We start from the raw sequence: 15,849 nt of genomic DNA on the forward strand, positions 1-15,849 counted from the left end.
GGTGATTGAGAGCCCGGCTCATCGGTCAGCAGTCGCCGGCGGGTCGATGTGGTAGAAGCGGCGGGCAGTGCCGGCGAACAGGTCGGCGCGCTCGGAGGGCGTGTAGCCGGCTTGGTCACAGATGCGCTGGAAGGCGTTGAACAGCACGGTGTACGAGCAGCCCTGCTTGTCGACCGGGAAGTTGCTCTCGAACATGGCTCGGTCGGGGCCGAACGTCTCGATGGCGTGGCGGATGTCGTCGCTCCACGTTGCCGCCACGTGCTCCGACGAGGGTGCCTGGGGCAGCCGCGTGAAGCCGACGCCGTAGATGCTCATGCCGATGCCGCCCACCTTGATCGTGACCTGCGTGTGGCGGGCGAGCGCCTCGAGCGCCGGTCGCACAACAGAGCGCACCTCATCACGGCGGTCGGCATAGGGGCCGATGCCCAGCGGCCCGCCGAGGTGATCGAGCACGACGGGCGTGTCGGGCGCATCTTGAACCAGCCCAGCAAGCTCAGCGACCTGCGGGTGGAACATCCAGCCGTCGAAGCTGAAGCCCATCCGGCCCAGCGTTGCGAAGCCCGCCCGGAAGTCCGGGTCCGCGAGCAGTTCGGGCGGAGGCTTGGTGTGGCTCTCGCGGATCTGGTCGCTGGCGTCCCAGGCGCTGGCGTGACGGATCCCGCGGAACAGTCCCTCGCCGGCCTCGTCGTGTGCGGCCAATACCTCTTCGACAGCGCGGCCCAGCGTCAGGTCGGCGAAGCTGACGATGCCCGCGATGGTGGCGCCATCGGTCTCGGCAGAGATCGCAGCCTGCTCCCTGACAAACGCTGTCTCACCGACGGGTTTCACATGCTCGGGTCCGCTGGTGTAGTAGCCGGCAGCGCACTCCACGAAGACCGTCTGGGTGACGTTGTGGCCTGAACCGGTGTCAGCGTGAAGCTCCGGCACGAGGTACGTGCCGGCGGGGAAGTCCCACAGGTGGTGATGCGGATCGACGATCTCCTCGTCTGGATCGATCGGCTGCTCGATCGTTGCCGCCAGCCAGGCGTCCTTGTCGCTCGCTGTTCCGTCGGCCATAGCCGCTCCCCCTTGCCCGGGCTCGCCGCAGACTAGACGTAGTCCCAGGACTCGGTGGGTTGGAGGCCGTCGGGGGTGAGCTGCCACAACGACGGGGTGGCGACGCCGTCGGTGATGTCGAGATAGCCGACCGTGCCGAGCTGAGCGCTGAGATTGCGGGGGAACGTCGGGGATCCCGGATTCACGCACAGCACGCCCGAGAGCATGTCGATGCGGTGCACGTGGGTGTCGCCGTAGACGCAGACGTCGAGCTGCTCATCGGTGCCGAAGTGCCGCTCGATGGCATCAGCAACTGTGTAGAACGACAGCTCAGGCACTGGCAGGTGGTGTGTGAGGCCGACCCGCACGCCGTCGAATGTGTGGGTCCAGGCGGTCGCAAGCAATGGATGATCGGGCTGGACGTCCCGGCCCGAGGATCCGTCGTCGCCGTTGCCGCGAGCCGCCCAAGTGGGCGCCAGCTCGTTGAGCTGATCGATGACAGCGATGTCGTAGATGTCGCCGGCATGCAGGATGGCGTCGCACCCGTCCATCGCTGCGTACGCCTCAGGCCATAGCTCGGGCGCCGCTTCGGGGATGTGCGTGTCTGAGATCAGCCCGATGCGCATCCGGCCACGCTAGGAGACCGGCCGGCAACGCGACGGAGCAAACGTGCGGCGAACCGGACCTTGTGCTCAGCCGAAACGGGCACCGTCCGGCAGGCGGGCACCGCGCAGCCATGCCTGCGCGTCGATTGCGCCTCGGCCGGCCGGCTGCACGATCTCCAGGTGGATGAGCCCATCGGGGGTCACGACAACGGCGTCACCGGCGAGCGTGCCGGGCGGGAAATCGCGCGCCGCAGCCGAGCGGAGCGCGGCATCATGCGCTACGGCGACGCGGGACGCGGCATGGCCGTCGCCCTTCTTGTTGTTGCATGTTTGGAGCGCGGCATCATGCGCTACGGCGACGCGGGACGCGGCATCGTGGACAGCAGCGCTCTCGGGCGGGGTGTCGTGGGCTGCGTCTGGCGGCGAGTCGGCCGGTCTGGCAGCGCGGATGATGAAACGCTGTCCCTTCAGCGTGGTCCACGCTCCTCCGACCCGGATCTGCCGGTCGATGAAGGCCGCCGGCTGGGACCAGTCGATCCGCCGGTCCTCGGGCGTGAGCTTGCGGGCGTAGGTCGGCGTCCCCTCCTGGGGCTGCGGTGCGGGCAGCCCCTCTGCCAGCGACGCCGCCAGACAGGTTGCACCCTCGCTGGCGAGACGCTCGCGCAATCCCGCCGCGGTGTCGGCGGGGCCGATGGTCACCTCGTGCTGCCAGTAGACGGGTCCCGTGTCGAGCGTGGGTTCGAGCGCCATGAGCGACACGCCCGTACGGCTGTCGCCCGCCAGCAGCGCCCGCTCGACGGGGGCGGCGCCGCGCCAGCGCGGCAGCAGCGAGAAGTGCAGGTTGAGCATCGGCGTCACCGCGAGCATCTCGGCGGCGATGAGCTGGCCGAAGGCGACGACCACGGCACAGTCGGCGCCGCACCCGGCGAGGTCGGCCGGGTCGTGGCTGACCTTCAAGCCCAAGTCGGCGGCGGCGGCGCCCACCGGGCTGGGCGTCTCGCTGCCGCGGCGGCTGCGGCGACGCGGGGTGCCGGTCACCACGACCGGGATTTCGAATTCGGCCCCGGCGAGCGCACGCAATGCGGGCACGGAGTCATCGGGGGTGCCCGCGAACGCCACTCGACTCGGCCGGCTCGGCGACAGCGGATGTGTCATGGGTCACTCCCGCCGCTGCGGCGACGCCAGCTCATCGCAAACCTGCGCAGAAACACCGCCCCTGGCAGCAATACGGCGCAGAAATATCCGCCCAACGCAAACCTGCGCAGAAACGCCGCCCCTGGCAGCACGGCGCAGAGCAGCGACCGGTCGACCGCTTGGCGCACCGTCAGAGTCCGGGAAACGTCAGGCGTCCGCGCTGTTGCGGCCCACCAGCGGAACAGGGCCGGAGGAGGATGAGGCGGCCGGTGCGCCGGGCTGCAATTCGCTGAGCTGGGTGCGCCACTGTCGCAGCGCCGATTTGCGTTCGGCCTTTTTGAGGTGGTCGATGAGCAAGACGCCGTCGAGGTGATCAAGCTCGTGCTGGAACAGGCGCGCCAGTAACTCGTCCGCCTCGATGCTGACCTCGCTGCCGTCGAGGTCACGCCCGACGATGTGCACCTCTTTGGGGCGGATGATCTCGAAGGTCAGCCCAGGCACCGACAGGCATCCCTCGGTGTAGGCCCACTCGCCGTCGGTCTCGACGATCTCGGGATTGATCAGCGTCCGTGGACCGTCGCCGTCATAGAGGTCGAACACGAACAGCCGCCGCTGGATGCCCACCTGCGGGGCGGCAAGTCCGATGCCCTCGGCGTCGTACATGGCAGGCAGCATGTCGTCCACCATGCGTGCGACACGGCCGTCGATCTCGGTGATCTCAGCGGCGCGCTGACGCAGCACCGGATCGCCCATCAGCCGGATCTCGAAGGCGCCTCCCATGGATTTCGCAGGCTACTGCTGTGCTCACTCGCCGCTTGTGCACTTGACCTAGGCTCAGTCGCCGTTGGTCGCTGTTGTGATGTCCGTGCGAGTCAGCGCGGAGGGCCGGTGGCGGAGATCCTGAAAGAGGCAGCATCCAAGGGCGCACACTGGACGGACCCGGTGCTGGCTGAGTGCGTCAGCGCCCTGATCGACGCCGTAGCCGAGCACAGGAGCAGGCGGCGCGCGAGATGTCGGAGAAATTCGACGGTTGGTCTCCCGAGGAGTTCCGCCTGAGTCCTGAGCAGGCCGACGAGATCATCAGTCGACGAGATCATCAATGGTGTCGATTCCGGCACTCTTGACGACATCCGCTTTGCCCAGACCCAGATCCGCAACTTCGCTGCGGCCATTGCTCGGAACGCACTGAGCATCGCTGGAACGTGACCCGCCCGCTCAAGCCCGCATCGGATCCACCGCCACCCGCAGCCGCCCGCTGGGGCGCTCAGTGCCGGCCAAGGCGTCCAGCAGCTGTGCGTGCTCGTCGCTGCGAATACGCCAAGTGCCGTCGGCCGGTCCGGCGATATCGAGTGCTCCCGCGTGCGAGCCGGCCGACAGGCGTTCGATGTATGCAGGCGCTGCTGCACCGGACACGAGCGCCCACGCTGCGGCCGGGGGCTGGCGCATCTGGGTCCTGCGCTCGTACTCGTCCCGGAGCCAGCCGCTCGGATCGGCCGCAGACGCGGCGACAAGCACCGGGTGGGCGGGCAGACGGGTCTGCACGAGGATGCGTCCGCCGACTGAGCGCGGCCCCACCAGCCGCGCTGCGCGGATCAGCAGCGCGAATGCCTCCTCGGCAGCGCGGTAGCGGGGCGCCATGAGTTCTTGGTCGAAGTCCACGAAGGCCACGGCGTCGGCCGAGCGCACCCGGTGCAGCACTGCTTCGGTGCCGATGCACAACGCTGGCTCGGCGCCGGCCGGCAGACCCGTTCGGGGTCCGTCGTCATCGGTGTCCGTTTCGCGTCGAGCGTTCTCGCCGGTCACCTGGACAACGGGACGCTGCGTGAGGCGCTCCATCTCGGAGGCCACGCCCTTGACGCCGAGACGGGCGCGCCGGAATCTTGTGGCACCGCAGGACTCGCACACCGCCGGTCGGATCTCGCCCGTGTCGGGATCGGTGAACTGCTGCTTGTCCAGCCGCAACGCACGTCCCGTAGTGCGTGAGCGCGCCAACTCGCCGCAGGAGTTGCAGTAGGCCAAGCGCGCACGTCCCGTGCGGTTGAGCACGCAGGCCACGACGGCCTCGCTTCGCAGCAGTCCGGCGAGGGCTTCACCGCACCACTCCCCAGTTGCTGGGTCATCTTGCCGACGGTCGGCGATCAGCAGCCGTGGCCAAGCGTCATGCTGAGTCGAACGGGGTGGGGCGATGACCGTCGCAGGCGCAGGACCGGCTGTCGTCGGCGTCTCCGCTTGTGTCGTCGGCAGCAGTGCCGGCAGATCCGCTGAGGTCGAATCCGCAGGCACCAGTCCGCACAGCGCAAGGGTGTCGGGAGAGGGCATTGGACCGACCAACACACAGCGGGCTCCGTCGCGGCGGGCACGCTCGACCGCCACATCACGGGCGTTCCAAGTAGGCGTTGCCTTCTCTTGGTAGGCCTCGTTGTGCTCGTCGAGCACTACGACTGCTTCCAATCGTCCGCATGGGGCCCATGCCCCAGCGCGGGTCCCGACGACTGCGTGCGCGGAGACTGCCTCTGCCCAATCGCGTGGGACCAACGCGCTCGACGTGCCCGCCTGTCGCAGGCGGCCCGCCAGCCCGGCCGCCCACGCAACATTCGGCACGAGCACAAGCGAGCGACCATGCCGCAGTGCCTCCGCAATCAGCGGCCACTCGTCGGCGCATGGACCCAGCCTGACCACGGCGGGTGCGTGCCGATCATCCGAATATGCCGCCCGCACCCAGCCAGGGATGCCGACGCTTCCGGAGGAGTCTGACAGCATGGCCGCACCGGCGGCTGCCGGCTCCCGGACGTCCGCGGGCCTGCGAGACGGTCTCGGCTGCGGGATGCCCGGCCGTCGAGCAGGCTCGCTCGGCGCTCCGGCCACGGCACGATCAGCGCTGGCCGTGCGCAGAAAATGAACCTGGGTACCTGCCCAGCGCCACGCAGCCCACTTCGCCAGTTCCACCACATGCTGTGGCGGTCCGATGCTCAGCACCCGATTCACGGGCTGCAGGTGCACACCGTCTGGCAGGGCCGGATCGAGCTCGGTCACCCAGCCTCGGATCAGGCGCCCCGCAGGACGAGTCCGAACCGGCGCCTTGACATCGAACAGAGTCGGCTGCTGCGGCTGAGACGTCGAACCGCCGCGCAAAGGGACCTCTACAACTGTGCCGACGGTGACCGGCACCCGGCCGGCGGCCAGTTCGGGCGGCAACAGGTACGTGAATTCACGGTCGATGGCCGGCTCGTCGACCAGCACCTGCACCGCTTGCTGCATCGCAGCAGTCTGCCCCACCCCGATCCGGCCCGGAGTGCCGCCTTGGCAACCCTGCAGCCGGCGCGGGAACTTGTCGCGAGGTTGTTTTGGCCTGTGTGGGTGGGTGTGCTGGGGTGTGTTTGTTGTCGGCTGGTGGTGGTGTCAGTTCTGTTGGCGGAGGATGCTGCGGGCGGCTTGGGCGGCGGTGTGGGTGCGGGTTGTGCCGGTGATGCGGCGGATGTCGGTGTCGGCGGGTGCGGTGTCGGCGATGGCGGTGCGCACGGTGTCGGCGACGGCTGCTCGGCCGCCGATGATGACGACGCGGGCGGGCCGGTAGTCGCGTATGAGCTCGGCGGTCGCTTCGGGCAGCGAGCCTGAGGCGGTGTACGCGACAGCGGCGTTGTCGGTGGCTGCTGCGTACGCCGCGGCGACGCCGACGTCGGGCGGGGACCAGCCGTTGGCGATCACCAAGGTGACGGCTCCTGACGCGGCGGCGGGGTCTGCGAGCACTCGACGCGCCGCGGCTGCGGCGGTCCCGACGCGGTCCGCGCCGGTGAGCCGGTCGATGTCGGCGTCGGCTGCGGCTGCGGCGATGCGGTCTTCGACGGCGCTGCTGATCGCGGCGGCGCCGCCGATGAGGACCACCCGTGCTGTGTCGTAGTCGCGCAGCACCGCGGCCGACGCCTCAGGCAGAGCGTCCTGCTGGACGTACAGCACCGCGGAGCGGCGGGTGCGCGCTGCCAGCGCGGCCGCCGCGCCGATGTCAGGCGACGACCAGCCGTTCGCGACCACCACCGTCACCCGCCCAGCCGTGGAAGGCTCCCCCAGCACGCGCCGCGCCGCGGCCGCCGCGGTGTCCGCGCGGCCCGCGCCGGTCACGCGCTCGGTGCCCGAGCCCGGCGACGCCGACCGGATCTCGGTGCGCACGTCACGCGACACCGCCGCGGCGCCGCCCACGATGATCACCTCAGCAGGCAGCGCATCGCGCAGCAGCACCGCTGTCTCCGCCGACAGCGCGTCCCCTTCGGTATAGGTCACCACAGCGCCGTCGGTGCGCGCCGCCAGCACCGACGCCACGCCCACATCAGCCGGCGACCAGCCGTTCGCCACCACGAACACCGCCACGCCCACATCGACATCGCCGCCCCCGCCGCCGCCGCCGCCGCTGCTGCCGCCGCCGCTGCCGCCGCCGCCGGTGCTGCTGCCGCCGCCGGTGGCGGGTGGGGGTGGGGGTGTCGTGGCGGCGGGCTGGTCGTCGTCGCGGATGGTGCCGGTCGCGGTGCCCGCGGACAGGCTGACCCGCGCGCCGACGGGATCCGACAAGGTGACCGCGAACGTCTCTGCGCTCTCGGGGTCGGCGTCGTCGGCGAGCGCCACGGTGACGGTCGCTCGGGTCTGCCCGGCGGGAATCGTGACGGTGCCCGACCCGGCGGCGTAGTCGCCGGGCGACACAGCGGTGCGGTCCTCGGTCTGCCAGCTCACTGTCACCGGCGAGCCCGACATGGGAGCGAGGGTGACAGTGAAGGCCATCTCGGCGGCGGACTCTGCCGCGGAGGCATCCGCGATGGTGATCAGCGGCAGGTCGTCGTCGTCGTCGATCGTCACCGTCGACGACACCGAGCTGCCGAGGTCGGCGTTTCGGGGACCGGCCAGTGTCACGGTGAACGTCTCGTCGGCTTCGAGCGTCTCGTCGTCGATGATGCCCACCGGGAACACAACGCTGGTCACCCCCGGCGGGATGCTCACCGTGGCTGTCACGGCCTCGTAGTCGGCGCCCGCCACAGCAGTCCCGTCCGCCGTCCGCAGCCGCACCGACACGTCACGCCCGCTGGGCACAGACAGCGACACCGTCAGCGTCGCCGATCCCGACGACTCGCCGCGCGTCAGCGACACCGGCGACAGCGACACCTCCGGCAGCGCGCTGGTGTCGGTGATCGTCACGATCCCCGACGCCGACTGAGCGGTGGCGAGACCAGTCGTGGTGCACGACACCACGAACGTCTCGTCGGCCTCAGACGCCGCATCATCAGCAACCGCAACAGTCACCGTCGCGCTGCGCGACGCCGCCACAGCAGGATCGAAGCTGACCGCCTGCGCCGACACCGCCGTGTAATCGCCCGGCGCGACCGCGGTCTGATCAGCGGTCGAGCACTCCGCCGTGAACGCCGGCCGCGTCGACTCCACCGACGCCGGCAGCGACACCGTCACCGTCACGCTCGCCGCGTCCTCGCGCACCGTCACATCGGCGACCTCCATGAGCCGGTCCCGGTCGTCGTCGCGCACCTCGAGCACCACCTGCAGCGTGCCCTCAGCAGTCGAGCCCGGCTTCTGGCCGTCCGCGCCGGGCCCCGCGGGATCGCCGTCATAACCGGCCAGCACCGCATGCTCAGCGCCGTGCAACTCCACCACGAACAACTCCTCGAACAGGCTCTCCGCCTGCGTGTCATCGACCAGCGCCAGCTCGAACCGGCCATCGGTCAGACCCGGCCCGATCACCCACACCCCATCGTTGCCCACCCCCGGAACCACCTCGAAATCGGCGCCGGGCGTCGCCCGGAACACACCCAGCGTGCCGTCAGGCAGCCCCTTGGGCCTCACGCGCGCCGCCAAAGTACGCACCCCCAACGACGCCGAACGCCCCGACACCTCCGACAGCTGCCCCCGCACAAACAACGACCCCTCCGACTCCACACCCACACCCGACAGCTGCAGCCCCGCCTGGCCCAACTCATACGCAGTCGCCCGCTCAGCAAGGTCGCCACGATCGCTCGGCAGAATCGACCACCACGGCGCGTCGTCGTCGTCGACGATCCGCACCACCGGCACAGCCGCCGGGGCAGTCGCATTAGTCGGGTCGACACCGATCCCGAACGCCTCGTCCCACTCGTCAAGCACGTCGGCGAGCACCGCCACCGTCACCGACTGCGCCGCCACCGCCGACGCCGGATCATCGACAGCCGCAAACGACAACGACCCCGACCCCGGGGTGTAGTCCGCATCAGGCGTCGCGGCGTGCTCGCGGATCCGAATGCAGCCCAACGGCAGCGGCGACGCCCCGAAATCCGCGCACGTCAGCCCCGCCGCCAGAGCGGCCAAGATGTCGTCGGCCAGATCCTGGGTCTCCCAGCCCACCGTCACCGGCCGCCCCGACGGCGCCGACAGACCGATCCCCGCCACGACCTCCGCCACGCTCTCAGCGACCCCGCCGGCCATCGTGACCCCGTCGCTCAGGGTCACATCGGGCACGCTTACCTCCACCGTGGGCGGGTCGTCGTCGTCGGTGATCGTGACCGTCGCCGGAACATCCGACACGCGCGCGTTCGTCGCCGTCAACAGCGCCAGCTCGATCACCTCGTCCCATTCGTACAGCGAGTCAGGTTCCACGGTCACGTCGAAGCCCGCCAGGCGCATCATGTCCGCGGTCACCGACTCCGGGCTTGGGACCGGCGCAATCGTCAATGTGCCCGACGCCGCCTGATAGTCGTGCACCTGCGTCGCAGCGTGCTGCGGCGACTCCAGCGACGTGAGCACCGCACCGCGAGGGTCGGCGGTCTCATAGCCCACCGTGATCGGCTTCTCCGACGCCAGCGAGTCCTCCGCGTCCTCCTCCAGCGTCACGATTTCCACCGACACCGTGCCGACGCTCTCGTCCACCGTCGAAGACACCAGCCCCAGCCGCAGCAACGGATCATCATCCACAATCGTGCCCACCGCAGAACCCGCCGACGGCGACACCGCGGCTGTGTCGCCTGTCTGGGCTCCGTAGTTGTCTTCGGTACCCGTCAGCGTCACCGTGAAGGTCTGGTCGAACTCGTCGATACGGTCCGCGACCGACCCGATCGACAGCGTCGCCTCGGTCTCGCCCGGAGCGATCAACGTCTCCGGGCACGACGAGACGAAATCGGCCGCCTGCGCCGGATGCGAACCGGTCGCGTCCAGACCCGTCCGGCACTGCACCGCCACCCAACGCCCCGAAGCCTCGCTCAGCGTCATCACGAAGTTCACCGCGTCGCCCTCGGCACCTGACCCCGCCGCAATCGAGACCAACGGCCGAGGGTCGTCGTCGGTGACAACGATCACGTTCACAGGTTCGCTAGGAATCTGGGCTACCGCGACCCCGTCGGCGTCGAGTGCGCTCGTGATGTACAGACCGAACGTCTCGGCCCATTCGTCGAGGCTGTCACCGATGATACTGAACACGGCACTGGCATTCGTATCGCCAGCAGGAATTGTCACCGACCGTTCTTCGGCGACGAAATCCTCGCCAGCGCGTGCAAAAGGAGGCACTGTCGAATCGATTGTCGGCTCGACCGCCGTTGGCAGCTCGCCGGTGCGGTACTGAATGACCACATCGCGACCCGACACCGCGGACAGGCGAAAGGCCGCTCGCTCAAATGGGTTGACCTGACTCTCAAAAATTGCGGCGCTCAGGGACCCCGCGTTAAACTTGACGGTCGGCAGGGGGTCGTCGTCGGTGATGGCGCCGGTCGCTGTGCCCGCTGTGGGGCTGACGGTGCCGGTGTCGGCGTTGTGGGCGGTGTCGTGGGCGCCGTCGAGGACCACGGTGAAGGTCTCGTCGTACTCGTCGAGCGCGTCCTGGAGCGACGCGACGGTCAGCGTCACGCTGGTCGATCCTTCCGGCACGGTGACGCTGGCAGCATCAGCAGGCAGAACCGCGGCGGCGACCGGGGTGTAATCGACGTCCACAGTGGCCTGGCGCGCCCCGGCGGCGGTGTCGGCCTCGGTGTGGTACTGCACCACCACGTCGCGTCCTGAGACCGCGCTGAGGGTCACCTCGAAGCTGATCGGGCCGCCTTCTGTGCCGGTGCCCGCCGCGACCGACACCACCGGCGGGTCGTCGTCGTCGACGACGGTCACCTCGGCCCTGATCGTCGTGCTGACGTTGCCCATATCGTCGGCCAGCGCCGCGGTCCCCGTCGGGTTCGACAGCACCACCTCGAACGCCTCGTCGTGCTCGTCGAGCGAGTCGTCGGTGATCGCCACCGACAGCGTGCTCGACATCTGGCCCGCGGCGATCTGCACCGTTCCCGCGGACACCCCGGTGAAGTCGGTGCCCGACACCGCCCGCCCGGTCGCGTCGGTCCTCCACTGCACCGACACGTCCTCATACCAGGTGCGCTCCAGCGTCACCGTCACCACCGCGTCGCCGCCGGGAGCGTCCTCGTCGACGGTCGCATCGCCGACCGTCACTTGCACGCGGTCGTCGTTGAGAATCGTGCCCGTCGCACCCGACAGGCCCACGCTCAGCGTGGTGCTGTCGCTTCGGGCGAGCTGGGTGGGGGTCATCGCGAAGCGCTCGTGGAACTCGGCATCGGAGTCCTCTGTGGTGTTCACCGTCACGAACCCCGCGGTGCTGCCTGGTTGGATCGTCAATGTGCCGAGGCTGACCGCGGTGAAGTCGGCGGCGGCGGCGCGTGTGGCCGCGTCGCCGTCGCTGACCAGCCCTGTGCTCCACCGAATCAGCAGGGCCACCTGCGACTCACGGCTCAGCGTGACCTCGAAGATCATCCTGTCGCCCTCCTCGGCCTCGCTGTCGGCCACCGACACATCGGGCGGGTCGTCGTCGCTCTGGATCGCCACCGTCACCGAGTCGTGGTCGTCCCTCGGCGAGCCCCCGAAGTACGCGTTCGCCGACAGGTTCCTCAGCCGCACCACGAAACCCTCGTCGAACGGCTCGTACACGTCGTCGTCGAGGATCGCCACAGTGAACGACTTCGTCTGCTCGCCCGCAGCGAACGTCAGCGTGCCCGAACCCGACGTGAAGTCCGTGCCCGCTGAGGCCTGCCTGCCGCCGTCGGAACGAGCAGCCGTCGTCCACCCCACCGACACCTGCGACGTCGCCGCCTGCGACAACGACACAGTCAAGGTCACCGTGCCGGCGTCCTCGCTCACCGAGCGCAGCCCATCCGACGAAGACGCCTCGATCGCTATCCGCGGCTCGTTGTCGGTGATCAGGCCCAGCACCGGGTCGGGCAGCATCGGCGTCTCACCGGCCGCGTAGGCCGCCCCCCGCAGGTCGTCCACCCTGAACTCGAAATACTCGTCGGGCTCGCCCACATCGTCATCAGTCGTCGCGACCGACACATTCACCGACGTCTGCCCCGCAGCCAGCGTCGCCTCGCCGCTGGTCACTACCGCCACGTCGCCGCTCGAAGCCACCGCCGTCACGGGCGCATAGATCCCGCTGCCGCCGATCCGGCTCGAACTGATCAGCGCGGCGTCGTAGACCACCGTGCGTTCGTGGTCCGCAGCACGGTCGACCGACACCGTGAACACAGCAGCAGAGCCCTCTTCGACGGTCACGTTCCCCGTCAGGCTGACCTGCGCAGCCGGCTCGTCATCGACGATCCACACCGTCACCTCGCCCATCGACGAGCGTCCGGGCGACTGAGCAGCGGGCACGTCGGCCAGCAGCGCATTCGACGACAGATCGCTCAGCCTCACCACGAAACTCTGGCGCGATGCCTCCTTGAGGTTGTCATTGACGATCGGCACCATGATCGTCGCCTGCGTCTGCCCGGCGGCGATGGTGACGTCATTGCCCGAGCTGGTGGTGTAGTCGTCGCCCACCGTCGCAGGCGAGCCCTGCGTCGATGCCGCAGTCGTCCAGTCGAAGGTCACATCGGCGTCCGCGGCACGCTCCAGCACCACCGACAGGCTCAGCGTCCCGCCGGAGACGTCCTCGTTGACGTCCGCCGCAGCGGCGTCCGGGTTGATCGCGAGGCGCGGCTCGTCGTCGAGGATCGTCACCGTACGCGTCAACGGCTCCCCCGTGGCGTAGTCCGCCTCCGACACCACCACGGCGAAGCGCTCATCGCTCTCGGCAACACTGTCCTCCACGGTGCTCACCGACAACGACGCGCTGAGCATGCCCGCGGGGATCGTCGCCGTCGCGTCCGTCACCGCAGTGAAGTCCGTCTGCGCTGCACGCGTCTGCGCCGTGCCGTCCGTCGCCAGCGCCGTGCCCCACGTCACCGTCACGTCCCTGCCCGACACAGCGCCCAACTGCGCCGTCAACGCCGCCGAATCGCCCTCGGAGACCTCCGCATCAGCAGGCGACAGCGACAGCGACGGCTCCGCATCGTCGTCGGTGATCGTCACCACCGTCGACGACGCCGAAGTGTCCAGCGTGACGGAGTCCTCCCCAGTCGCTATTACTGAGTCCAACTCCACGTAGAACACCTCGTCGTGCTCGTCGAGCGCATCATCGACGATCTCTATCGAAATGGTTCCCATCGTGCTTCCTGCCGGAATGACTAAATCTCCATCCTCGTGTTGGGTGAAGTCGCGGTCCTCGTCGACTTCCTGTCCCTCCGTCGCGTCGTGGGCGTCCGCATCGCCGGTTGGCCCCTCGCTGAAGAACACAGCCACCGTCCCCTCTACTGACGAGCTCAGCGTCACCACAATGTCGACTGTGCCGGCGCTCTCTGACACCGACAACGACTCCGGCACCGACACGACCGACATCGACTGCGCGCCGGCCTCGTCGTCAGCGATCAACAGCGGCACCAGCGCCAGCAGCGCTGCGGCCAAGGGCACCAACCCCCAAAGGGCAATACATTGCTTCCGTCGTTTCACCTGACACTCCCAGCAGAATGCCAAAATATGTGAGTGTGGTCAGAGGTGCAAGCCCTGACCTGCGGATTCGCACTCGGCAACTGCCCGAAAATCGGCTTTTTCAGCAGCCTGCTAAATGAGCGGTTCCCAGGGGTGGGGTCCACCGCTGGTGGGGTGAGGGTGTCCAAGCTCGGGGTGTGTATTCGCGTTTCGATCTTGGAGGTTCTCAGCATGGGCCCAGACTCGGGTCATCCTCGCGACTGCACTGCATGTGAGGATCGACGACTTGTTGGCAGAGCATCCCGGTTGGGCGCCCCAGCGGCCCCGGGTGGGGTTCGCGCCGAGGCTGTCCGACGCGGAGCTGGTCACTATGGCAGAGAGGCTGTGCTTGGCGCGGAGCTGGCTCACATGGTCGTCGAAGCGGACGGCCGAGTATTCGGCCAGCACGAGCTGTTCCAGAGCGCCGGTGCCTGCGTCGAATGCGCGGCTGCGCAATGGTCGCGAACGGCATTGGACTAGTGCTCGATCCATACGAGCTGTACCGGCGGCCTGTTGACCCGTTCGTCGCCGGCTTCGTGGGCACCGCGTCCTGGCTGTGCTGCGAAGCCCTCGGGCGGCGTCGCAAACACGGTCCTCGGCCGCCTCCCCTTGGGCGACACGGCGTCAATCGGCGGCTTCGGTCACCTGCTGCTGTTCTGCTTCGACTACTCCGAGACGCCCGAAAGCGCCGAAGCATGGCGACGCTCGATGGAGCTGCTCGCCCACGACGTCATGCCGCGCGTGGCGCACCTCACCGGGGACTGAGGCAGGCGCCGAGACCGCCGTGCCACCCGGACTGCAACGCTCTGAGTCTGGCGGCGGCTCGGTTTGTCGGTCGCTGGCCTCTGCGGGGGTGGTTTGCCGGGCAGCGTCGGCACCGACGGACCCGAGCAATTAGCCTGTTTCCGATGGTCCGAACGCAGCGTCAGGGCGCGACAGCCAGGACGCTCTCATGCGTCCTGCGTGCAGTCGCTGCGGCCTTGCTGCTCGGGGTGCTGGCGGCACAGCCCTCGAGCGCGCAGCCGTTCGTCGGGAGCACGCCGCAAACGGTGCTGGCGTTGGCCTCAGCCGGTTCCTTGGCTGATGTGGGCGTGGCTGGGGGCCTCGTAGCGTCGGGCGGTGCGGACGCAGTGGTGCTGACGGAGCCCGACGGGACACTGAGCGCTGCGGCAGAGAGCATGATTCGCGAGGTCTCGCCGGAGCGCATGGTCATCGTGGGCGGCACCGCAGTGGTGCCCGATGCGACGCAGGCCCGTCTGCGCGCACTCGCCCCAAGGGCAACCGTGTCGCGTCGTCGGGGCACTGATCGTTCCGCGACTGCTGCCGTGGTTGCGGCTGCCGCCTTGGCGGGGCGCCCGAACGCAACGGTGGTGATGGCGAACGGCTGGTCGCTGGCTGATGTGGGAGTCGCCGCTTCCTTCGTCGCAGCAGGCGGCGGGCACGCGGTGCTGTACTTCGGCGCCGACGGGCTCAGCAACGCCACAGCGGCAGTGCTGCGCACCTCATCGGTGGCTGAGCTCGTCGGGATCGGCGGCACTGCGGCCCTGCCGGAGGAGCACCTGCGAGCAGCCCAGCGGGCGGCGGGTCTCACCGCTTCGCGGCGACTGTCGGGCGCGGATCGCTTCCGCACCGCGACACGCGCGGCGCGTGATGCTGCGGGGAGCTGTCTGGAAGCCGCTGTGATCGCGGACGGCTGGTCCGACACCGATGTCGGAGTGGCTGCGGCACTGGCTGCGGCGTTGGGCAACAGCGCGGTGCTGTACACCGACGGCGACGACAGCGCGCCCACCACGACAGTGGCTGCCTTGCGATACCTGAAGCCGAATCGGGTACTCGCAGTAGGCACCACATCCAGCATCAGCGCCACGCTGTTCGAGTCGTTCGATGCCTACAGCGACACAACTGCACGGATGACCGACGCGGTGGCGGCGGCACGCACAGCAATCAGGGGGCCTACCAGCGACTGCCAGACAACCAGCGCCGACAGCTACATCCCGCCGTTCATCGGCTCACCCAACACCACAACACCACCCAACACCACAACACCACCCAACACCACAACACCACCCGACACCACAACATCACCCACGCAGAACCAGCCACGCGTACAGCCTCTCGCCGTGCCCCAGCTCGACGGGACAACCTTCGAGACAGCCGCTCTTGTCGGCAGCGATGTGTTGCTGTGGTTCTGGGCGCCGTGGTGACCGACCTGCCGCCGAGA

At 69.0% G+C, this 15,849-nt stretch carries 8 protein-coding genes and 1 pseudogene; 3 read left to right on the forward strand and 6 right to left on the reverse strand.

Annotation, left to right across the window (positions count from 1 at the left end; translation table 11 throughout):
- Positions 1-18: 18 nt before the first annotated feature.
- The 6 genes from ACOGXQ_RS04315 to ACOGXQ_RS04340 form a co-directional block, all read right to left on the reverse strand.
- Positions 19-1,056, reverse strand: a complete 1,038-nt coding sequence (locus ACOGXQ_RS04315) for an amidohydrolase family protein (protein WP_419946220.1) — start codon at positions 1,054-1,056, stop codon at positions 19-21.
- Between the two features lie 32 nt (positions 1,057-1,088).
- Entirely contained in the window at positions 1,089-1,661 is a 573-nt protein-coding gene (locus ACOGXQ_RS04320) for a YfcE family phosphodiesterase (protein ID WP_419946221.1), read from the reverse strand.
- A 66-nt stretch (positions 1,662-1,727) separates the two neighbouring features.
- The gene (locus tag ACOGXQ_RS04325; protein WP_419946222.1) at positions 1,728-2,795 is read right to left on the reverse strand and encodes a methionyl-tRNA formyltransferase; all 1,068 of its coding nucleotides are present in this window, start codon (positions 2,793-2,795) and stop codon (positions 1,728-1,730) included.
- Positions 2,796-2,981: 186 nt separating this feature from the next.
- Positions 2,982-3,554 (reverse strand): peptide deformylase, encoded by a 573-nt coding sequence (def, locus tag ACOGXQ_RS04330; protein WP_419946223.1) that lies wholly within the window; start codon positions 3,552-3,554, stop codon positions 2,982-2,984.
- Positions 3,555-3,989: 435 nt separating this feature from the next.
- Positions 3,990-6,032, reverse strand: a complete 2,043-nt coding sequence (locus ACOGXQ_RS04335) for a hypothetical protein (RefSeq protein WP_419946224.1) — start codon at positions 6,030-6,032, stop codon at positions 3,990-3,992.
- Positions 6,033-6,173: 141 nt separating this feature from the next.
- On the reverse strand, positions 6,174-13,565 hold the full coding sequence (locus ACOGXQ_RS04340) for a Calx-beta domain-containing protein (protein WP_419946225.1): 7,392 nt from the start codon (positions 13,563-13,565) through the stop codon (positions 6,174-6,176).
- Between the two features lie 274 nt (positions 13,566-13,839).
- Between ACOGXQ_RS04340 and ACOGXQ_RS04345 the strand changes: the two are divergent.
- The 3 genes and pseudogenes from ACOGXQ_RS04345 to ACOGXQ_RS04355 form a co-directional block, all read left to right on the forward strand.
- Positions 13,840-13,965: pseudogene (locus ACOGXQ_RS04345) on the forward strand (IS982 family transposase); the annotation flags it as partial.
- A gap of 176 nt (positions 13,966-14,141) precedes the next feature.
- Positions 14,142-14,393 carry a hypothetical protein gene (locus ACOGXQ_RS04350; RefSeq protein WP_419946226.1) on the forward strand — a complete coding sequence of 84 codons (252 nt, stop codon included), beginning with the start codon at positions 14,142-14,144 and terminating at the stop codon, positions 14,391-14,393.
- A 143-nt stretch (positions 14,394-14,536) separates the two neighbouring features.
- On the forward strand, positions 14,537-15,832 hold the full coding sequence (locus ACOGXQ_RS04355; protein WP_419946227.1) for a cell wall-binding repeat-containing protein: 1,296 nt from the start codon (positions 14,537-14,539) through the stop codon (positions 15,830-15,832).
- The last annotated feature ends 17 nt before the right edge of the window (positions 15,833-15,849 follow it).

This window comes from Candidatus Poriferisodalis sp. (assembly GCF_965208485.1).
Classification (GTDB): Bacteria; Actinomycetota; Acidimicrobiia; order Acidimicrobiales; family Poriferisodalaceae; genus Poriferisodalis.